18 protein-coding genes are annotated in these 19,184 nt (G+C 49.4%); 3 read left to right on the top strand and 15 right to left on the bottom strand.

Annotation, left to right across the window (positions count from 1 at the left end; translation table 11 throughout):
- Positions 1 to 10 precede the first annotated feature (10 nt).
- Genes IMY23_RS02615 through IMY23_RS02605 form a run of 3 tightly spaced genes read right to left on the bottom strand, consistent with a single transcriptional unit; the run spans position 11 to position 5,065 of the window.
- Positions 11 to 535: a DUF5004 domain-containing protein gene (locus tag IMY23_RS02615; RefSeq protein ID WP_192820601.1), complete on the bottom strand. Its 525-nt coding sequence runs from the start codon at positions 533 to 535 to the stop codon at positions 11 to 13.
- Between the two features lie 20 nt (positions 536 to 555).
- Positions 556 to 1,962 carry a RagB/SusD family nutrient uptake outer membrane protein gene (locus tag IMY23_RS02610; RefSeq protein WP_192820600.1) on the bottom strand — a complete coding sequence of 469 codons (1,407 nt, stop codon included), beginning with the start codon at positions 1,960 to 1,962 and terminating at the stop codon, positions 556 to 558.
- A gap of 10 nt (positions 1,963 to 1,972) precedes the next feature.
- Positions 1,973 to 5,065 (bottom strand): TonB-dependent receptor, encoded by a 3,093-nt coding sequence (locus IMY23_RS02605; protein ID WP_192820599.1) that lies wholly within the window; start codon positions 5,063 to 5,065, stop codon positions 1,973 to 1,975.
- 420 nt (positions 5,066 to 5,485) lie between these two features.
- On the opposite strand from IMY23_RS02605, the gene IMY23_RS02600 reads away from it, so the two are divergent.
- A complete protein-coding gene (locus tag IMY23_RS02600) occupies positions 5,486 to 6,532 on the top strand; it encodes a LacI family DNA-binding transcriptional regulator (RefSeq protein WP_192820598.1) in 1,047 nt (348 codons plus the stop codon).
- A gap of 187 nt (positions 6,533 to 6,719) precedes the next feature.
- Here IMY23_RS02600 and gldG read toward each other — a convergent pair whose 3' ends face one another.
- From gldG to IMY23_RS02560, 8 genes are all read right to left on the bottom strand, one after another.
- Entirely contained in the window at positions 6,720 to 8,435 is a 1,716-nt protein-coding gene (gene gldG, locus IMY23_RS02595) for a gliding motility-associated ABC transporter substrate-binding protein GldG (RefSeq protein WP_192820597.1), read from the bottom strand.
- A complete protein-coding gene (gene gldF / locus IMY23_RS02590; RefSeq protein ID WP_192820596.1) occupies positions 8,429 to 9,157 on the bottom strand; it encodes a gliding motility-associated ABC transporter permease subunit GldF in 729 nt (242 codons plus the stop codon). Before gldF ends, gldG begins: the two co-directional genes overlap by 7 nt.
- Before the next feature lie 128 nt (positions 9,158 to 9,285).
- Positions 9,286 to 9,789, bottom strand: coding sequence for a hypothetical protein (locus IMY23_RS02585; protein WP_192820595.1), 504 nt, complete (start codon positions 9,787 to 9,789; stop codon positions 9,286 to 9,288).
- A gap of 203 nt (positions 9,790 to 9,992) precedes the next feature.
- Positions 9,993 to 10,913, bottom strand: coding sequence for a gliding motility-associated ABC transporter ATP-binding subunit GldA (gene gldA / locus IMY23_RS02580; protein WP_192820594.1), 921 nt, complete (start codon positions 10,911 to 10,913; stop codon positions 9,993 to 9,995).
- Positions 10,914 to 10,919: 6 nt separating this feature from the next.
- The gene (locus IMY23_RS02575; RefSeq protein WP_192820593.1) at positions 10,920 to 11,633 is read right to left on the bottom strand and encodes an SDR family oxidoreductase; all 714 of its coding nucleotides are present in this window, start codon (positions 11,631 to 11,633) and stop codon (positions 10,920 to 10,922) included.
- 160 nt (positions 11,634 to 11,793) lie between these two features.
- The gene (locus tag IMY23_RS02570; RefSeq protein ID WP_192820592.1) at positions 11,794 to 12,147 is read right to left on the bottom strand and encodes a DUF5615 family PIN-like protein; all 354 of its coding nucleotides are present in this window, start codon (positions 12,145 to 12,147) and stop codon (positions 11,794 to 11,796) included.
- On the bottom strand, positions 12,144 to 12,377 hold the full coding sequence (locus tag IMY23_RS02565; RefSeq protein WP_192820591.1) for a DUF433 domain-containing protein: 234 nt from the start codon (positions 12,375 to 12,377) through the stop codon (positions 12,144 to 12,146). The genes IMY23_RS02570 and IMY23_RS02565 overlap by 4 nt, the downstream gene beginning before the upstream one ends.
- A 108-nt stretch (positions 12,378 to 12,485) precedes the next feature.
- A complete protein-coding gene (locus IMY23_RS02560) occupies positions 12,486 to 13,199 on the bottom strand; it encodes an SDR family oxidoreductase (RefSeq protein ID WP_192820590.1) in 714 nt (237 codons plus the stop codon).
- A 102-nt stretch (positions 13,200 to 13,301) separates the two neighbouring features.
- Between IMY23_RS02560 and IMY23_RS02555 the strand changes: the two genes are divergently transcribed.
- Entirely contained in the window at positions 13,302 to 14,030 is a 729-nt protein-coding gene (locus IMY23_RS02555) for an ABC transporter permease (RefSeq protein ID WP_192820589.1), read from the top strand.
- Positions 14,031 to 14,040: 10 nt separating this feature from the next.
- Entirely contained in the window at positions 14,041 to 14,859 is an 819-nt protein-coding gene (locus IMY23_RS02550) for an ABC transporter ATP-binding protein (RefSeq protein WP_192820588.1), read from the top strand.
- Positions 14,860 to 15,379: 520 nt separating this feature from the next.
- Here the strand turns inward: IMY23_RS02550 and IMY23_RS02545 are convergent.
- From IMY23_RS02545 to IMY23_RS02530, 4 genes are all read right to left on the bottom strand, one after another.
- Positions 15,380 to 16,681 (bottom strand): NupC/NupG family nucleoside CNT transporter, encoded by a 1,302-nt coding sequence (locus IMY23_RS02545; RefSeq protein ID WP_192820587.1) that lies wholly within the window; start codon positions 16,679 to 16,681, stop codon positions 15,380 to 15,382.
- 96 nt (positions 16,682 to 16,777) lie between these two features.
- Positions 16,778 to 17,404, bottom strand: a complete 627-nt coding sequence (locus tag IMY23_RS02540) for a bifunctional nuclease family protein (protein WP_192820586.1) — start codon at positions 17,402 to 17,404, stop codon at positions 16,778 to 16,780.
- A gap of 18 nt (positions 17,405 to 17,422) precedes the next feature.
- Positions 17,423 to 18,391, bottom strand: coding sequence for an electron transfer flavoprotein subunit alpha/FixB family protein (locus tag IMY23_RS02535; protein ID WP_192820585.1), 969 nt, complete (start codon positions 18,389 to 18,391; stop codon positions 17,423 to 17,425).
- A gap of 2 nt (positions 18,392 to 18,393) precedes the next feature.
- Complete coding sequence (locus IMY23_RS02530) at positions 18,394 to 19,131, bottom strand: electron transfer flavoprotein subunit beta/FixA family protein (protein WP_192820584.1); 738 nt, start codon at positions 19,129 to 19,131, stop codon at positions 18,394 to 18,396.
- Positions 19,132 to 19,184: the final 53 nt, after the last annotated feature.

Here is a 19,184-nt window from a genome sequence, read left to right as displayed (position 1 = left end):
ATGGTCCTGCTTATTGCGCCACGCGCTGTAAATCATAGTCATACCTGATAATGGCCTCTTTGGCCGAAGCAGGGTCTGCGGCATCTTTTCTGACCATGCGCTCAAACATGAGTCTGGTAGCCGGGAAAGCCGCTCTTGGGGCAGATCCAAGTTTAAGTGTCACGTTTTTGGTATCAGCACCCACCAGCCGCACCTCCGTAGGATATTCTGGGTTGTCAAAGGTCCAGGTACCACTGGCTGGTAAAAACACAGGGCCGTCTAGCGCTTCTACCGTGAAGGTGTTGGGGCTGGCCATGAATTTGATTCTGGCAGTAGAGAAATCAAACCGATCCGTTAAGGTCAACTGCTTGTTGGCCGCGTTGGCTGGCGCCTTTAAGTCATGCTGCACCACATTAGCGACTTTCCAGGTTCCTACCAGGCCCTCGGTTTTGCTGAAAGGCGTTCCCAGCTCTCCCACCAAATCATCTGGCTGGCAGGCGCTCAACAGAAGTACCATGCACAGCGCACTCCACACTAAATTTTTAAGCTTTTTCATGATCGTATGTTTTATGGAAATTAGTTAGCGCAACCTCCCTCTGGGTTTCTCTGGAAGTTAGGGTTGGCAGATACTTCATCATCAGGAAACTGGATAATTAACCCAGGGCAGTTCCAAACGGCGCCTCTTATTCTCAAGGTTGGGTTCTCACGGACGGCTATGCGTTTTAAGTCATGCAACCGCACCCCTTCTGTGGCTAATTCAATTCTCCGCTCCTGCCGGGCAATGTCTATAATTGTGCGGGCATTGGCGGTGGCACTCACGGTGTTGTTTCCTGCACCATAGGCCCGTGTTCTGATATCATTCAGATCAGCTATGGCAACTGGGAGGTTTCTGTTTAATTCCGCCGCTGACTCAGCCCTGATCAGTTTTAGCTCAGTGACAGACAGCAACGGTACATTAAAGAAGTCAGGTCCATTGTATTTGGTAATGAACACTTCTTCATTGGGCGTTCCGGGGTTCACCACTCTAAACCATTCCTGACCTCTTTTGTCATTGGGGTTAGACGTGGCATCTGCTAACAGGTCAGCCGCCACGCGCACGTTGGGCCTTCTGTTATTGTCTGACCGGTAGTGATCCTGCACCCGGGAGCTGGAGTTGCTGTTCAACCCGGTGCTGACCAAGGCAAACACATCTTCGGTACTTCCGCCAGCTTTAAACCGATTCTTGAAATCCTGCTCAAACCGGAACGGGCTATTTTTCAAGACATCATCTGAAAAATCATAGGCTTTTTGGAAGCTGTTCATCTGAAAATGCACCTTGGCCAAATACCCTTTGGCTGACCAGCCGGAGGCGTAGTTGTTATTCACCGGCGGGATAAGTGTGGAAGCCTCCGTTAAATCTGCGATAATCTGGTTGTATACCTGGGCCACTGTGGCGCGCAGCAAAGGCTCCTGGGTTGGAGTAAGTCTGAGCGGAATACCCAGGTGGCTGTTGTCTGTGGTGAAGCCGTACGGCTGAGCAAACAAACGAACAATCTCAAAATGGCTGATGGCCCGCAAAAACAACGCCTCACCTTTTATGCGATTTCTTTCTGCATCTGGCAAGCCCTGAATCTGATCTATATTGGCGATCAGTACATTTGCCCGATAAATAGTGCGGTAGCCATCTGCCCAGAAAGATCTGGTGGATCCGTTGAAGATGGTGGAGTTGCGGGAATAGTACTCGTTCCAGTCTCCGGTTATGCCTGTGCCGTTGATATTATCTGCCAACAACTCAGAAAAGACCCAGGAACTGCCACCCATGAAATTACCCGCCCGTAACACTTCATACGTAGAGGCCAGAATCAATTGGGCGTTGGCAGGATCCTTGAAAATATCATCTTGCAGGCTCACATTCTTTGGTGGAATATCCAGCAGGTCATCACAGGAACTTACAGTAAGGGAACCAGCCAGGGCCAGCACCGATAGGAATCTATATCTTTTCATTTTGGATCGCTTAGAATTTTAAATCAACACCTACGGTAAACGCTTTTTCCTGGGGAGGCGTCAGGTAACTCACATTCGGGCTAAGGTTTCTGCCCTGGGGCCCATTGTGGTCACGTACAATCTCCGGGTCCATGCCCGGGAATTTGGTGAAGGTGAGTAGGTTGGTGCCTACAAAATAGATGCGGGCGTTTTTCACTTTGGCTTTTTCCAACAAACCAGTAGGCAGGTTATAGCCAAAGGTCAGGTTTCTCAACCGCATGTATGACGCGTCATACAACCAAAGATCTGTGTTGTAATTCCATTCGCTGGAAAGGCCGTAAGCGCCTGGCTGCGTGGTTAATTTTGGATAAGTGGCAATGTCACCCGGCTTTCTCCAACGGTCCAGCATCTCACGTCTCATGTTCCAGTCCGACGTTACGCCTAGTTGGCGCTTAATGGCATCATCATAAATGTCGCCGCCTTTGGTGAAAGCAAAAAGAACACTCAGGTCAAAGTTTTTGTAAGAGAAAGTATTGGTAATACCTCCGGTAAAGTCAGGCAACACATTGCCCACAATCACCCGGTTGTCTAGGTTGAACGTCATGGTTTCTTGTCCGTCTTTGTCAAGCCAGATGGGGGCTCCGGTAGCTGGGTCCACGCGGGAAAAGCGCACCAGGTAGTTCACTCCAACCGGCTGGCCTACAAAGACCCTGGTATCACCGGCCCCTGAAATAGCGTCTGGCGAAGTAATGCCAATGCTCTTCACTTCATTTTTGTTGTGGGCGATGTTAAAGGAAGTAGACCATTTAAAGGCTTTGTCAATGTTCACGCTCGTGAAACTGAACTCCACTCCTTTGTTCTGGACTTCGCCAATGTTGGTAAGGCTGCGGTTAAAGCCAGCCGAGGCGGGCGTCACCAAATCAATCAAGACATCCTTGGAGCGCTTATCATAAAAGGCGAACTCAGCGGTGATTCTGTTTTTGAACAAGGCGAACTCAAAACCCAAATCATAGGAATTAAGCGTTTCCCACGCCAAGTCCGGGCGGTTCAACTGTACCGGGAAGAGAATCTGGCTACCATTGTAGGTTAAGGTACCTTCAGACCTGAAATAGCCCCATCTTCTGTAGTTGTCAAAATTAGCGTTACCGGTCTTCCCCCAGCTGGCCTTCAACTTGAAGAAATTCACGAAGGAGATATTGTCTTTGAAGAAGTCCTCCTCAGAAATAATGTACCCCAACCCCACAGAAGGGAAGAAGCCATACCGGTAATCAGAACCAAACCTGGAGGAACCGTCTACGCGACCAGTGGCCTGCACAATGTATTTATCTGCCAAGGTGTAGTTCACCCGACCAAAATAGCTCAGAAAAGCCCATTCTTGGTAGTTAGGGGCACCCAGCACCACAGACGTTTCATCAACTTCTGGATTGGTGTACAGCAATCCGTTAGCCTTGCTGGCTCTTTCATTCATGGAAAGCGTGTTGGACCGTTGGTACTCAGACCCAAGCAGGAAACTTAAACTGTTCATTTCCCCCATCTTTAGGTTGTAGTTGGCGGTAGCCGACAAGTTGTAATTGGTCACGTAGGTTCTCCATTCTTCGGCGGAACCAAAACCTGTGGTGTTGTTCAGGGCCGGTGGGTTGTATTGGCTATCTCTAATGTCACCGTAGTCCAAGCCGCCACGGCCCGTGAGGGTAAGGTTCTCAATGGGCGAAAACTCTACATAAGCGTTGTTGATGGTTCTGATTTCCCTGGTTTTCCAGTCAGTAGCCTCCAATTGGGCCACTGGGTTGTTCCCGATACCAGCCCCATTGAAATAAGACCCGTCTTGGTTGTAAACCGGATAAATGGGAAGTGCCGTAGACATGGCAGCACCCAAACCACCGCTCCAGGCGGCAAACACCCTGTCATTCAAGCCTTGGCTCAAAGAGGTATTGAAGCCAACTTTGACTTTAGGCAGGAGCAGGTAGTCCACATTCAACCTTCCGCTCATTCTGCGCAGGCTGTTGCCTTTTAAGTAGCTTTCATTGTCGTTATAAGCTAAGCCTGCATACAGTGAAAGTTTTTCTGTGCCTTTGTTCAAGCCCAGGGAGTATTCCTGCTTCACGCCGGTTTGGGTGGTTTCACCTAACCAATCTGTATTGGTGTTCAAGGCATCTTCCCAGGTAACACCGCCAAAAAGGGGCGCCCGGCCTACATTGCCATCATTTTCCCATGCTTCCTGCCGAAGTGTTAACCACTCTCTGTTATTCAGGAAATCTGGCAGTTTGGTAGGCTTTGATATACCCGTGCGGGCCGAGAAGTCAATAGAAGCTGCGCCTTTCTTCCCTCTCTTGGTGGTTATCAAAATCACGCCGTTAGAACCTCTGGACCCGTAAATAGCCGCGGCAGAAACGTCTTTCAACACTTCCACCGACTCTATATCATTGGGGTTAATGGTAGCCAATGGGTTGTAGTTCATGGCTCCACGGTCACCGTTCAAAAACGGATCTTGCGTGATGGGAATTCCATCCACTACATATAAAGGGTCACCACCAGCAGTTAAAGAGCCTATGCCCCTGATTCTGATGACAGAACCAGAACCGGCCAAACCACTTCCTTGAATCACCTGCACACCGGCGGCTCTTCCTTGCAAGGCCGCCTCAAAGCTGGGGGCGGGTTGCTGCGCCAACACGGCACCGTCAACTTTGGCAATAGAACCAGTGATTTCTCTGCGCTGCTGGGTACCGTACCCAACTACCACCACTTCGTCTAAGGCCTTTTGGTCAGCGACCATTAGAACAGTTAGAGCGTTCTGACTACCTACGGCTACTTCTTGTGAGAGGTAGCCAATGTAGGTGAACACCATTCGGGCGTTGGCCCCAGTGACTGGCAATGAAAAACTACCGGAAGCATCTGTAGCCGTGGCCGTAGTGGTTCCTTTCACCTGAACGGTCACCCCTATCAGCGGGCTACCGCCCGAGTCCCTTACCATCCCTGACACCGTGCGCTGTTGGGCAAAGGCAGCTCCCGCTGTGAGCATAAGCATGGCTATTGCCATCACCAGCAGAGAAGAAAATCTCCTGAAGTGCTTGCTAGCCTTGCCGGTTTCACCAGGAAGTAAATCTTGAAGTAATGATTTTAACATAGAGCAAGGTTTAGATAAAATTATTGGATTAAGGCAAAACACTATCAACCCTTCAACGACTTGAAATACAGCAGCTTACTAATTTTTTCAAGTTACGAAATCGATTTCGCTAGCTAGTTAGGAAAATATCGTCAATTGTCAAAACAATCAAGACGTTAACAAGTAAAGATTTTTTAAAATATTTTTAATCTTACCTTCCTTTAAAGGGACATTTTTGAATTTTATACTCTCTAAAAGGCATTTTTTAATTTTTTTAATAATTACCTTTAATGATAGATGGCCTCTGAGCATCTTTACCAAGTTCCTAGATTAAGACTTTAGCAAGGAAATCGTTGTCAATATGTCGGGATTTTTGAAATCTTGATAATTAGGCTTCTCACCAAATCTTTTTGTTACTTGCCTTGAAATTGTTTACTGCCCATGGCCAGAATTACCATACATGATATTGCCAAGCAACTTAACACTTCGCCTTCCACGGTTTCAAAGGCCTTAAATGACCACCCTTCTATAAGTGCCGCCACCAAAGAACTTATTATAACCGCGGCCCAGAATCTTAATTACAAGCAAAACCGACTGGCCTCCTCGCTTAGGTCTGGCAAAACCAATATCATTGGTATTCTAATTCCCAGCTCTGAGATAGGCTTTTTTGCGGCTGTGGTGCACGGCATTGAAAGGCTGGCCCGTACCAAAGGCTACAATGTGCTGTTGTTCCAGTCTAATGAAATGGGCGAATATGAAGTGGAGGGAATTGAGACCCTGCTCATGTCCAGCGTAGATGGCATCATTGCCTCAGTTGCCAAGGAAACCACTAATTATGATCACTTCCTGGAAGTGAAAAAGCGCAAAGTACCCTTGGTCTTGTTTGACAGAATTAGAGAGGAACTTCAGGTGCCCTCGGTGGTTATAGATGACTTTAAAGGCGCCTACATGGCCACGGAACATCTTATTCAACAGGGCTACACGCGTATTGCCCATATTTCAGGACCCCAACACGCCAAGATCTTCAATGACCGGCTCTGTGGTTATGTAGAGGCACTACGAGCTAACAATCTGCCTGTGAACGATGATTTGATTCAGTACGGGAAAAACTCTTTGGACTCAGGTCGGGCCGGGGCGGCGCAGTTGTTGAATGGGGCCAGCAAGCCAGATGCTATTTTTGCCGCCGTGGACTTTACCGCCTTGGGTGCGCTGCAGTATATAAAAGAAAGCGGGGTAAAGATACCAGAACAGGTAGGCTTAATTGGCTTCGGAAATGAATCTTTCAGTCCGTACGTGACGCCTTCCCTTTCTACCATTGACCAACAGGCGGCCAAAATGGGGGAAGAAACGTTTCAGCTGTTTTTAGAGGCGCTGGCCCAAAAGAATGCACCCCCTGTTGACCTTATAGAAGAGTCCGTGCCCAAAAAGATCATATTAGACCCTTTGTTGGTGATCAGAGAATCTTCTGCCAGAAAGCCGATGGTGTAACCAAGCCTATCTTAATTTCTTAAACTGAGATAAATTCCCAAAACCGACCAAAAGAAAAAACCTGTTTTCGGGCTCATTTCTGGAAATGAGCCCGAAAACAGGTTTGTACTTTACAAGTGTTCAGCGAGTTATATATGCCCCTACCCTCTTCAAAATAATACAGATTGGAAGGAATAGCGCTTTAAAATTACCGAGCGTATTTTCGCTTGCGCAGCCAGAATTTCAAGGCCCCAAAAACCAGCAGCAACACCAACGGAATGCCCAGGTTGACCGCTTGCCATTTGGTGCGCTCATCGCGCAGTTTTGCTTTGTCCAATGGCCGAAGCTGGATTTCCTTGCCGCGGAGTTCTATCAAACCTTTTTCATCCAGCAGGTAATCTACCACGTTCTTGAGTAGTTCCTTATTCGCGTAGCGCGTGCGGGAAAAACGGTCGAAGCCCAGTTCTAAAGGTCGGCCGGAGCGCGGGTCAACCTCGTTGCTGGCCAAATCACCGTCGGAGAAAATCACCAGTTGCGTGGGCTTACCTTTCGCCTGAAACGGAATCTGCACGCCTTCAGGTACGGGACGGTTGGTAAACACAGAACCAAAGGAACCTTCCAGCAAGTATCCCACTGGAATGGCGTTTTGGCTGAAAAGTTTTGGGTCGCGGTCCACGCGCGGGTCGTTCAAGGAAATGGACACCGGCGAATCGCGCTTGCGCGAATACTGCGAGGTCCACATCAGCGGCGTTTTTTTGATGCCAGCCGCTTTCACAGTGTCAATAGAACTTACAAACTTGGTCTGTACGGCGTCCAGATTTTTAGTAAGCGGCAAGGTGCTGAAGTTGTTGATCAACGGGTAATAGCGCCACGGCACCAGCTGCGTCTGCGGTTGGTTGCCCATGTAGCCCGTGACCATGGGAATAAAGCTGGCGTTCAAGTCCTGCACCAAGTCTGGGTTCACGCGCACCCCGTATTTGAAGAGCAAATCCTGCAGGTTCAAATCATAGGGGAAGGCCACCGAGCCTTCGGGCTTGATGCTATCTAAGCTGGCGCGCACACCGTCCAGTAAAAACAGCATCTTTCCTCCGCGCATGATGTATTGGTCCAGTTTGTATTTGGCGGCTTCTGAAAAGGACTTGGTGGGCTTGAGCATGACCACCAGGTTGAAGTTGTCCAGGTTGGGCGCGGTTGTCAAATCCACTTTGTTCACGGTGTAGTACTCGGAGAGCGTGCCCAGAAAGTCAGCGCCTTGCGGAAGCCACAGTTCGCCGTGGCCTTGCAATACGCCAATTCTACCGGCGCTGTTAGCCGCTACTTTCTTCATGGCCGAAGCCAGCTCATATTCCAGCCCTTCAATGCTTTGGTTCAGGCGAACATCGGGCGGCGAGGCCTGGTTTCCTTTCAAAAGCGTTGCCGACGTCTCACGGTCACCGGCTTTAATCACCGCGCCCGGGAATACTATTTTCTCTACTTTCTTATCGCCTTCCTGCGCAAACAAATTGGTAGGTTGCAAGCCTTTCTGTACCAGTTGCGTGTAGAATTGATTTCGGGCCTCTGCGTTGGTATTCGCGCTTGGGTCTACAAAAGTGTACTGGACTTTACCATCTGAATACAGCCTAAATTCCTCCAGCGTCTCGCGGGTACTGTTCTGCAACCTTCTAAAACCGGCCGGAAATTCGCCTTCCAAATAGACAGTTACGTCTACCGGACCTTGCAAATTAGCCAGCAAGTTTTTGGTTTGTTCTGAAATGGAATAACGTTTGTCCTGGGTTAAATCTATCCGGAAAAAATAGCGGTTGGCCACGAAATTGAGCACCAGCAGCAGCCCGACGGCTACCAAGAAAAAGGTCCAGTCCTGGCGTCTTCGGCTGTCTGCCACGGGTTGCGGCCCAACTGTGGTTGAGTTTTTCTCGTCTACCATTTTCTGCTCTCCAACACCAGTTTAGTACCCAACAACATCACGGTAATCACGCTCAGGAAATACAACACGTCACGGGAATCAATCAAGCCTTTGCTGATGGAACTGTAATGATACGAGATGCCCAGCTGCGCGATGTAATAGCTGGCCGTGCCCCAGGCATCAATAGATGCCAGCAGATCAAAGCCGGTATAGACCATGTAACACAGAAAAACTGCCAAGATAAAGGCCACAATCTGGTTCTCGGTGAGCGAAGAGGCAAACACGCCCATCGCCACGAACACCGCCGCCAGAAACACCAGCCCCAGATAAGAACCCGCCACCGCCGCCGAGTCAATGTTCCCCACCGGGTCGCCTAGCTGGTACACGCTCACATAATACAACAACGTAGGCAGCAGCGCGAAAATAGCTAACAAAAGGCATGCGAAATACTTACCCAGCAGCAACTGCGTGTCTGACAATGGTTTGGTCAAGAGCAATTCCATGGTGCCGCCCTTCCGCTCCTCGGCGAAGGTGCGCATGGTAATGGCCGGAATCAGAAACAGGAACAGCCAAGGCGCCAAGGTGAACACGCTCTGCAGATCGGCGTAGCCGTAGTCCAGCACGCTGCTGTCTGGAAACACCCACATGAACAAGCCCGTGGCCACCAAAAACACGCCTATGACTATGTAGCCAATGAGCGAGTTGAGGTACGAGTTGAATTCTTTACTTAAAATTGCAAACATATTTTTAAATTCGATACAAGTATCAGGACACAGGTATCAAGACTATTTTAAAAATTGATAATTTTCTGTTTTTGGCTTCAATTCTGGAAATGAAGCCAAAAACTGGTTTTAAATTCTACATTTAACTCTTAAGGAATAGCCCAAGCAGCTGTTATCTTGAAATTTTCATTTACCTTCTGAATATCGAAAAGATACTGCTTGCCTGGGTGCTTGTCAGTTTCTTCAAAAACAGTGTAAGCAAAGCTATATGAACACCTCTTATCTTTAGTATTGAAATGAGTAATAATTATAAACTCTTCGGGCAGTTTATATTGTGCAACTTCCTTTTCAAGCTTCTTATCTGAAAAAATTTTATAGAAATACACGTCAAATTCCTTTCTTGTCACAGTGACATAAGGTTGATTAACGTTTGTTGGGCCCATTTCTTGGCAAAAGCTGCAAGTAAAAGGGAAAGCGCATAGGGCAGCCAATTTATCTTTGTCCCTTTCTTTAATAGCAACTTTTAAGTCGGCCCAGAAATTTTGCAAAAGAGTTTTATCTGTTTTTGACAAAGATGATAAGTCACATTTGCCTTGGCTTAGAGCAGTGAAGGAAATACAACAACTTAATAATAAAAATAAGAGGTATTTCATGATTCAAAAATTACTTCATTTAACCCTTCTTTATATCTAACAACTCTCAAACTCTGTCATCTTGGAAAGATCTTGTGGGCAAACTAGTCAGGCTTTTACTAAACGCTATTAAAGTTTGCCACCGAGATCCTTTCAGGATGACAAAGTGGGCTGCGTTTCCGTTTTTGGCTTCGTTTCCAGAAATGAGCCCGAAAACGGCTTTTCTATTTGCCTGCCTTCGTTAAATCCTGGAACAGTTTTTCCAGTGAATTTTCTTCCTGTTGCAATCCCACCAAGGGCCAGCCCTTCTCTCCGGCCAACCGGAAAATTGCGGAGCGCAGATCGGTTTTCCCTTCAGCGATGATGCGGTATTTGAGGTTTCCGGCGGGTTCCACGCGCTGCACGCCGGGCAAAGTTGCTAAAGAAGAAGTGTCCGCGTCGGCTTCAAATTCTGCCAGGATTCTGGTTTCTTTTCGGCCCATGTTCTTCAGTTCTGCTACCGGGCTGTCGGCTACCAGTTTTCCTTGGTTGATGATCAGCACGCGGTCACAGAGGGCGCTCACTTCCTGCATGATGTGCGTGGAAAACAAGACTGTTTTGGCCTGACCTACTTCCTTGATCAACGCTCTGATTTCTACAATCTGGTTAGGGTCAAGACCGGTGGTGGGCTCGTCCAGAATTAAAACGGCCGGGTCATGGATCATGGCCTGCGCCAGACCCACGCGCTGCCGGTAGCCTTTCGACAAAGCGCCAATTTTCTTGTGCTTCTCGCGGTCAAGGCCGCAGAGCTGAATCATTTCATTGGTGCGGGCCGTGAGTTCACTTCCGCCCAGGCCGTGCAGCTTACCCACGAAATGAAGATACTCGCGCACGTACATATCCAGATACAGCGGGTTGTGTTCGGGCAGGTAGCCAACTTGCCTGCGCACTTCCTTGGGTTCCTCCAGAACGTCATGGCCGTTTACCAGCACGGTGCCGCTGCTGGGCGGCAAGTAGCAGGTGGCAATCTTCATGGTCGTGGACTTACCCGCGCCATTCGGCCCCAGGAACCCGACGATTTCGCCGGTGCCCACCGTGAAGGAAACGTGGTCCACGGCAGCCTGCGCCCCGTAAAGTTTGGTAAGGTCTTTTATTTCGATTCCCATCAGGGGCTATTTCTTTTTCTCGGGCCGTCCCTTCGGCATGAGCGGGCGTACCTCAATGTCTACGTGGTGGTAGTTAGGCGGCGATTGCAGAACGTGCAGAATGGTGGAAGCAATATCTTCGGGCTGCATCATATTCTCTGGGCTAGTGCCCGTGCCTTCAAAGCCATCAAAAAACTGGGTGGCGGTGGAGCCCGGGTAAATACACGTTACTTTAATGCCATGCGGCCGAACTTCCTTGAACAAGGAATGCGAGATGCCGCGCACCGCGAATTTGGTGGCGCAATAGCCGCTCATGTTCTCAATACCGGTGAGGCCCGCAATAGAGGAAATATTGATGATGTGGCCTTCCAGCTGCTTTTTCATCTGCGGAATCACCAGGCGCGTACAGTAGAAAATACCGTTCACGTTGGTGTCCATCATGGTGTGCCAGTCCTTCGGGCTCATGGTGTCCAGCGCGCCTTGTATGCCCAAACCGGCATTGTTGATTAGCACTGAGATGTTCTGCCTTAGCCGCTCCACCGTCTGTTCATACGCAAACAGCACCGACTGCTCATGGCGCACGTCGCACTCAAAGAAATAGAAATCTGGGTGCGAAATCTTGGGTCTGGACCGGCTCCAACTCACCACGGTAGCTCCCTGGTCTAACAACAATTTAGCGGCTGCCAGCCCAATCCCGCTGCTCGCCCCGGTGATCACCACTACTTTTCCTTCTAGTTCCATAGCATAGAATTTGCTCAAATTTAATCAAAAGCCGTGTATAGTGTTTAGTTGTTCGTGATTAGTTGTCGGTGATTCCTAAAGATTGAAAATCTTGCTTGTGATAAACTGAAGACATTTCCGTTTTCGGGCTCATTTCTGAAAACGAGCCCGAAAACGGAAATTACTCATGGCCAATTAAATCAGTGTTATCCATTTCTACACAGTTACAAGTCTCAAACATTTGAATTACTTGCCCTAGGTTGTTGGCAAATAATTGATACAATTCTTTATTTCTGATATTACCCGTAGAAATCAAGAGGAGCCGTTTTGGTATGCCTTTGATGTAGTAAGAATCCAGGAAATCAGCATCTTTGGTTACAACTATTCTGTTTTGAGTAACAGAGATTTCCCTGATCTGTTGGTCTGTGGTTCTTTCTTTATCAGGAAGATCATCTGTATGCACCGCATCAAACCCTCTATTATTTAGAATCCAGGCAATGCCGGAAGGTAATTGAGCATCAACTATGAATTTCATGCCACCACTTTATGCATGGCTTTCACTCTGGTAATTCTGGAGGCATACGCCAAACAAGCCCTTATATCCTCTTCTTCCATGGCAGGGTAATCCTCCAGTATTTCTTGAAACGTCATACCGGAAGATAGCAAGTCCAACACCATCTCCACGGGGTATCGCATGTTTCTGACCGTAGGTTTTCCATGGCAAACCTCTGGGTTAAGCGTTATTCTACTGAGTAATGATTCCATGAGCACAAGAATTTTATTCCGATTAAATCATATACGCTACTAAACATTCATCTTCCGTATTCGGGCTCATTTCAGAAATTGAGCCCGAAAACGGAAAGACTTTATCCCCTAAATATCACCCAACTGTGGCCTGAGCAACAACTCTTCAATCACTGTCTGCTTAGACAGCGCGAAGGCACCCCAAATGGCGCCGGCCACGTCCTCTGATTTCATGAAACGGTCCTGGGGCAGGTCCACGCCTTCCCAGCTGGCCGTGTAGGTGGCACCGGGCAGTACGGCGGTCACGCGTATGTGGTGGGGTTTGAGTTCTTCGCGGAGTACGCGGGTCATGCCGTAGAGCGCGTGTTTGGCAATGCAGTACGAGCCGCCGTTGGTGTAAGCCGTAATGCTGGCCGTGGAGCAGATGGTGAAGATGTAGCCGTCTTTTCGCTTAATCATATCGGGTACCAGGCCTTTGGTGAGGTCATAGGCGCTGTAGAGGTTGGTGTTGATCATCTCGCGGAGCACGGTGTCGCTTTCCTCATGAATGGTGCCCGGTATGAAAAAGCCCGCGTTGTTCACCAGCACGTCTATTTTCACCTTTAGGTCTTTGATGTAGTTCACAAAGCGTTTCACCTCCCCTTCCTGGCTTACGTCAATGACCTGGTAAAAGACCTTTGAAAATGTGTAGGTTTGCTCAATGTCAAGCTTAAGGCGCTGTAAGTCCTTTTCGTGGCGCGAGCAGGTGATGATGTGGAAACCTTCAGCGGCGAAGCGGTCAATGATAGCCCGCCCAATTCCTTTGGTGCCGCCCGTTACCACTATATATTTTTGAGTGACCATGCTGTTTTTCTTTTTTCAACGTAATATAGGCATTTGAAACCATGTAAGGCCAGTCTTTGCCGTTTTGCGCATGCCTATACTGCTGGTTCTCCCTAAATCCCCATGAAAAACCTAGGTTCTTACCTTCTCTTTTTGTTCAGCGCGGTCCGGCGGAGCGAGTCGCCGCGTATTTTGTTTAAACGCACCATTGACGAGGCCATTCTCATAGGCATTGACTCCATCTTTATTGTGGCGGTGGTGTCTTCGTTTATTGGCGCGGTGACCTGCGTGCAGATTTCCTATAACCTCAACAGTGCCTTGATTCCAAGGTCCACCATTGGGTTCATGGTGCGCGAGATGACCATTCTGGAATTGGCCCCTACCATTACGTCTATTGTGTTGGCGGGTAAGGTGGGCTCCAACATTGCCGGCGGTTTGGGCACCATGCAGATCACGGAGCAGGTAGACGCGCTGGAGGTGATGGGCATTAACGCCAACTCATACCTGGTCATGCCTAAGATTCTGGCCGCGCTGCTGGTGTTTCCTATGCTGGTGATTATTGCCATGTTCCTCTCCATTCTGGGCGGGTATCTGGCCGGCTCTTTGTCTGGCGCGTTGTCTGGCGAAGAATACGTGATTGGCCTGCGCTCCAGCTTTGTTCCCTACAACGTGACCTTCGCTATTATCAAATCCTTTGTGTTCGCGTTCCTTATTTCTACCATCTCCTCGTACAAAGGGTTCAACACTCGCGGCGGGGCCTTGGAAGTAGGAAAGGCCAGTACCAACGCTGTGACCAACAGCGTGATTGCCATTTTGATCGCCGATTTCATCTGCGCGCAGGTGCTGCTTTAGAAGTACAGACATGATTGAGATCCACAACATCCATAAAACCTTCAATGACAAAAAAGTGCTGGACGGCATTGACGGTGTTTTTGAGTCCGGTAAAATGAACATGCTCCTGGGCGCCAGCGGCACCGGCAAAAGCGTGCTGCTCAAGTGCATTGTGGGCCTGGTTAAGCCTGATGTGGGCAACATTACTTATGATGGCCGCGTGTTCGCCAACAACCGGCTTGACCTGAGGCAGGAAATCAGGCGGAAGATTGGCATGTTGTTCCAGGGCAGCGCCTTGTTTGACTCCATGAACGTGAACGAGAACGTTGAATTCCCGCTTAAAATGCTCACCGATATGAACCGCACCGACCGCAAAGCCCGGGTGGAATTCTGTCTCAAACGTGTGGGCCTGGAAAACGCCGGCAAACTCATGCCCTCAGAACTGAGCGGCGGCATGAAGAAACGGGTGGGCATTGCCCGCGCCATCGCCCCGCACTGCACCTATTTATTCTGTGACGAACCCAACTCCGGCCTGGACCCGCTCACCGCCATTAAGATTGACGAACTCATCAAAGAAATCACCGAGGAATATGACATCACCACCATTGTGGTCACGCATGACATGAACTCGGTGCTGGAGTACGGCGACAACGTAATGTTCCTCTACCAGGGCAAGAAACTCTGGGAAGGCAACAGTTCTGAGATCATGGACACCCGCGTAAAAGAACTAAACGACTTTATCTTCTCTAACCGCCTCATGCGCGACGCCAAGAAAGTGGAGCAGATTGAGGAAGAGGAACAACGCCAGGAAGACCAAAAGCAAGACGAAGAAAAGAACCGAAATCTGTAACTGATTTCTTTCTTCTTTTTTCCGTTTTCGGGCTCATTTCCGGAAATGAGGCCAAAAACGTATTCCTAAAATCCCCTCTCCCGCTGGGAGAGGGAAATGTATTTTCATTGGGAAAGTACTTAGGACTGGCGCGCGTCTCCAGACTCGTGACTTGGGATGCGTGGGGTCTCCAGACTCCAGTTTCAGCATTTCCGGCTTATGTTTCACGCCAGAGAAAGGTCGGAGAGACTAGAGAGAAAAATGCTCCCTCATCCTAGCCTTCTCCCAGAGGGAGAAGGGATATTGCTTTTTACAACTTTTGGCTCATAGGCATGGAATACCTTGTTTAGGTGTATTTCTCAAAACCTAAGCCGTGGGCTCTAAAGACCTCGTAGTGCGCGCAGCTCCTACGAGTGTCTACGCCAAAGACCAACTAAAAATGCCTCACCTGTTTGAAATACAAGGGAGGCATTTTCCCGTTTTCGGGCTCATTTTCAGAAATGAGCCCGAAAACGGAAATTTCTTAAGAGCGAAATTACGCTTACAATTCAAACAAGATACCGGCAATGGTAGCAGTCATCATACAGGCAATGGAGGCGCCCAACAGCGCACGCAAGCCAAGCTTGGATAGATTGCCTTGCTGACTGGGTGCCATGCCGCCTATGCCGCCAATCTGGATGGCAATGGAGCTGAAGTTAGAGAAACCGCAGAGCGCATACGTGGCCAGAATAATGGACTTCTCAGAGATGGTTCCGGCGTTTTTCATCTTGGCCAAATCCATGTAGGCCACAAATTCATTCACGGCGGTTTTCTGGCCCAACAAACTACCTACCTGCAAAGTGTCTTGCCACGGGCTGCCCATCAAGAAGGCAAAGCCCCTGAAAATCTGCCCCAGGATATACTGGAAGTTCAAGCCCTCAAACCGACCGCCGGTGCTGGAAACAATCAGTTCGTTTAACCCGGAGAAACCGCCCAGCCACAACAGAATTGAGTTCAACAGGGCAATCACGGCAATAAAGGCCAGGAGCATACCGCCCACGTTCAGGGCCAGTTTCAGACCATCGGCGGCGCCGGTAGACATGGCGTCAATCACGTTTACCCCCAGAGATTCTTTGTTTACCTCTAATTGGGTGTTGATTTTTTCGGGCTCGGTCTCAGGTACCAGAATTTTGGCCATCACAATACCCGCGGGGGCGTTCATGATAGAAGCCGTTAATAAGTGCGCCGCGAAAATAGCTTTCTGAACCGGGTCATCGCCACCCAAAAAGGCAACGTAAGCGGCCAGTACACCACCCGCCAAGGTTGCCATACCACCTGTCATCAAACACATGAGTTCAGAACGCGTCATGTTCTGGATGAACGGTCTTACCAATAAAGGAGCCTCGGTCTGGCCCAGGAAGATATTACCTGCCGCCGAAAGACTTTCAGCTCCAGACAAACGCATGCCTTTTGACATCACCCAGGCAATGCCGTACACAATCTTCTGCAAAATGCCCAGGTAATACAGACCGGCGGTCACCGTAGAGAAGAAAATGATGGTGGGAAGTACTTTAAAGGCAAAAATATAGCCCGTGCCTGCCGGCGAATTTGGTTTTGCCAATTCCCCAAAAAGAAACTCGGCACCAGCATCGGCAAAGCTCAACAGCTTCACAAACCCCTCACTCACGGTCTCAAATCCGGCTTTCACAAACCCTACCTCGGTGACCAATACACCGAAGATGATTTGAATAAGGACCCCTACCCCTACCAGGCGCCAACTGATGGCCTTTCGGTTGGTGGAGAAGAGAATTGCAATCCCGATGAGGACAAAATAGCCGATGGCTCCCTGAAAAACACTGGTCATAGTGAAACAAATTTGTCAAAAGTAAGCCAAATTTCACGCAAAAAGAAAAAGTCCTGACCGGGGCCAGGACTTTCTTTTATCGAATTTGTAAATAGTTTATTCGCCGCGCTTGTTGAGTTCATCTCTTATCTTGGCGGCCTTCTCGTAATCTTCCTTTTCCAGGGCCTCGTTCAACATGGTGTTGAGCTCTTCCACAGACACGTCCGTGATTTTGTTGCCGCTGCCAGCGCTGGCAGAAGCTGCCTTACCGGTTTCTTTGCCCGAGGTGGGGATTTCATCGGTTTCCTCGTCTTCGTCCTCTTCTTCGTCCAGGTCGCTTAAGATGATGCCGGCCTCTGAGAGCACAGACTCCACGGTGTAGATAGGAACCCCAAACCGAAGCCCGATGGCAATGGCATCTGACGGTCTGGCGTCCAGCTCAAATTCCTTCTCGCCGTCTGAACAGACAATTTTGGAGAAAAACACGCCTTCCTTTAAATCTGAGATCATGATTTCCTGCACGTTCACGGCCATTTGCTGCGCAAACGACTTGAACAGGTCATGGGTGAGCGGGCGGGTGGGGTTTATCTTCTCAATCTGGATGGCAATGGACTGGGCCTCAAACATACCAATAATGATAGGCAGGCGGCGGCTCCCGTCTTTCTCCCCCAATACCAGGGCGAAAGAGCCAGACTGCGACTGACTGGACGACAAACCAAGAATCTCTAGCTCAATTTTCTTCACTTTTTCTCTTCTAAATGTCTATAAAGCCTTGGCGGCCTCTATCAATTTTGGCACTACCTCCAAGGCGTCGCCCACAATGCCGTAATCTGCGGCTTTGAAGAACGGGGCCTCCGGGTCTTTATTGATAACGACAATTACTTTAGAAGAGTTGACCCCGGCCAAATGCTGGATGGCTCCGGAGATACCAACGGCAATGTACAAGTTAGGGCTCACGGTGATACCGGTCTGGCCTACGTGCTCGTGGTGCGGTCGCCAGCCAATGTCGGCCACGGGCTTGGAACAGGCGGTGGCGGCGCCTAAGGTTTTGGCCAGTTCCTCTATCAGGTGCCAGTTCTCAGGGCCTTTCAGGCCGCGTCCGCCAGACACAACCAGATCCGCTTCGGTTAAAAGAATATCGCCAGACTGCTTGATGGTTTCTTTGGGCGCGCCCGTGAAATCTGCGTCTGCTAAATCTGCCGAGAAATTCTCTACCGTGGCGGTGGCGCCAGCGGCAGTCTCAATCTCCACAGCGTTTTTCTTAACGGCAATGATTTTCTTGTCTGCGGTGAGTTCTACGTCTGAGAACGCTTTGCCGGAGAATACCCCGCGGCGCACGGTAAAGGCAGAACCAGAAATTTCTGGCAAGGCCACCACGTTGGTAGCCAAGCTGGCGCTTAACTGCACGGCTAATCTGGAGCCAATGGCGGCCCCAATGTTGGAGTTGGACAACACAATCACGCTGGAGTTCTCAGACGCGGCGGCTTTGGCAATCACTTTCACGTAAGCGGCCGGTACAAAATTGTGCAGGCGGCTGTCATTGTCAAGTAATACTTTGGTAATGCCCTGCTCCCCTAAAGAAGTCAAGGCGTCGGCTTGCACATCACCTATGGCTACGGCGGTGGCCGAGGTGCCCAGAGACGTGGCTACTTTGCTCCCGTACGAAGCTGCTTCCAGGGAAGACTTCTTCACTTCGCCGTTCGCGCATTCTATCACTACTAATACTGACATGCTTATAGAACTTTAGCTTCGTTACGTAATAATTTAATCAGCTCTCCGGCATTCTCTGCGTCAATCATCTTCACGCCAGACTTGGCCGGAGGCAATTCATACTTCTGCACGCTGGTTTTGGCGTCTTGCCCTACCGGTTCCAACACCTGCAACGGCTTGGTGCGAGCGGTCATGATGCCGCGCATGTTCGGGATGCGGGGCTCGGTCATGGGCTGCTGGGCGCTGGCTACTAAAGGCAAAGAAACTTCTATGATTTCTTTTCCACCTTCAATCTCGCGCTCCAGAGTAGCGGTTGAACCGTTCACGTCTAGCTTAATGGCCGGCGCAATGGTAGGAATTCCTAACAGTTCGCCTACCATGCCGTGTACCTGGAACCCATTGTAGTCAATAGACTCGCGGCCCATTAAGATAAGGTCATAGGCGCCTTCTTTGGCTACGTGCGCAATCTGCTGCGCCACCAGGAAAGCATCAGTGGGTTTTACATTCACGCGTATGGCATCATCGGCGCCAATGGCCAGGGCCTTTCTAATATTTGGCTCCGTATCTGCCTCGCCCACGTTTAATACCGTGACCGTGCCGCCCTGGGCTTCTTTGAGCTCAATGGCGCGGGTGAGGGCGTATTCATCATATGGGTTAATCACAAACTGCACGCCACCGGTGTTAAACGCTTTGCCGTCAGGGGAAAAGGTTATCTTGGTGGTGGTATCTGGCACGTTGCTAATGCAAACTAAGATCTTCATGTGACTTAGGGTTAGCTAATTTAGGTTAATTTTGAGGGCAATTTAAAGAATAA

Origin of the sequence: Rufibacter sp. LB8 (genome assembly GCF_014876185.1) — a bacterium.
Classification (GTDB): domain Bacteria; phylum Bacteroidota; class Bacteroidia; order Cytophagales; family Hymenobacteraceae; genus Nibribacter.
Note: the sequence above shows the minus strand (reverse complement) of the source record. Positions and strands in the feature narration are given on the sequence as shown.

Coding starts and splice junctions, on each gene's coding strand:
- IMY23_RS02535 (WP_192820585.1), bottom strand. CDS start 18,391: ATGTCAGTATTAGTAGTGATAGAATGCGCGAACGGCGAAGTGAAGAAG.
- IMY23_RS02560 (WP_192820590.1), bottom strand. CDS start 13,199: ATGGTCACTCAAAAATATATAGTGGTAACGGGCGGCACCAAAGGAATT.
- IMY23_RS02605 (WP_192820599.1), bottom strand. CDS start 5,065: ATGTTAAAATCATTACTTCAAGATTTACTTCCTGGTGAAACCGGCAAG.
- IMY23_RS02570 (WP_192820592.1), bottom strand. CDS start 12,147: ATGAAATTCATAGTTGATGCTCAATTACCTTCCGGCATTGCCTGGATT.
- IMY23_RS02615 (WP_192820601.1), bottom strand. CDS start 535: ATGAAAAAGCTTAAAAATTTAGTGTGGAGTGCGCTGTGCATGGTACTT.
- IMY23_RS02550 (WP_192820588.1), top strand. CDS start 14,041: ATGATTGAGATCCACAACATCCATAAAACCTTCAATGACAAAAAAGTG.
- IMY23_RS02610 (WP_192820600.1), bottom strand. CDS start 1,962: ATGAAAAGATATAGATTCCTATCGGTGCTGGCCCTGGCTGGTTCCCTT.
- IMY23_RS02600 (WP_192820598.1), top strand. CDS start 5,486: ATGGCCAGAATTACCATACATGATATTGCCAAGCAACTTAACACTTCG.
- IMY23_RS02545 (WP_192820587.1), bottom strand. CDS start 16,681: ATGACCAGTGTTTTTCAGGGAGCCATCGGCTATTTTGTCCTCATCGGG.
- IMY23_RS02585 (WP_192820595.1), bottom strand. CDS start 9,789: ATGAAATACCTCTTATTTTTATTATTAAGTTGTTGTATTTCCTTCACT.
- IMY23_RS02565 (WP_192820591.1), bottom strand. CDS start 12,377: ATGGAATCATTACTCAGTAGAATAACGCTTAACCCAGAGGTTTGCCAT.
- gldF (WP_192820596.1), bottom strand. CDS start 9,157: ATGTTTGCAATTTTAAGTAAAGAATTCAACTCGTACCTCAACTCGCTC.
- IMY23_RS02530 (WP_192820584.1), bottom strand. CDS start 19,131: ATGAAGATCTTAGTTTGCATTAGCAACGTGCCAGATACCACCACCAAG.
- IMY23_RS02555 (WP_192820589.1), top strand. CDS start 13,302: ATGAAAAACCTAGGTTCTTACCTTCTCTTTTTGTTCAGCGCGGTCCGG.
- gldG (WP_192820597.1), bottom strand. CDS start 8,435: ATGGTAGACGAGAAAAACTCAACCACAGTTGGGCCGCAACCCGTGGCA.
- IMY23_RS02575 (WP_192820593.1), bottom strand. CDS start 11,633: ATGGAACTAGAAGGAAAAGTAGTGGTGATCACCGGGGCGAGCAGCGGG.
- gldA (WP_192820594.1), bottom strand. CDS start 10,913: ATGGGAATCGAAATAAAAGACCTTACCAAACTTTACGGGGCGCAGGCT.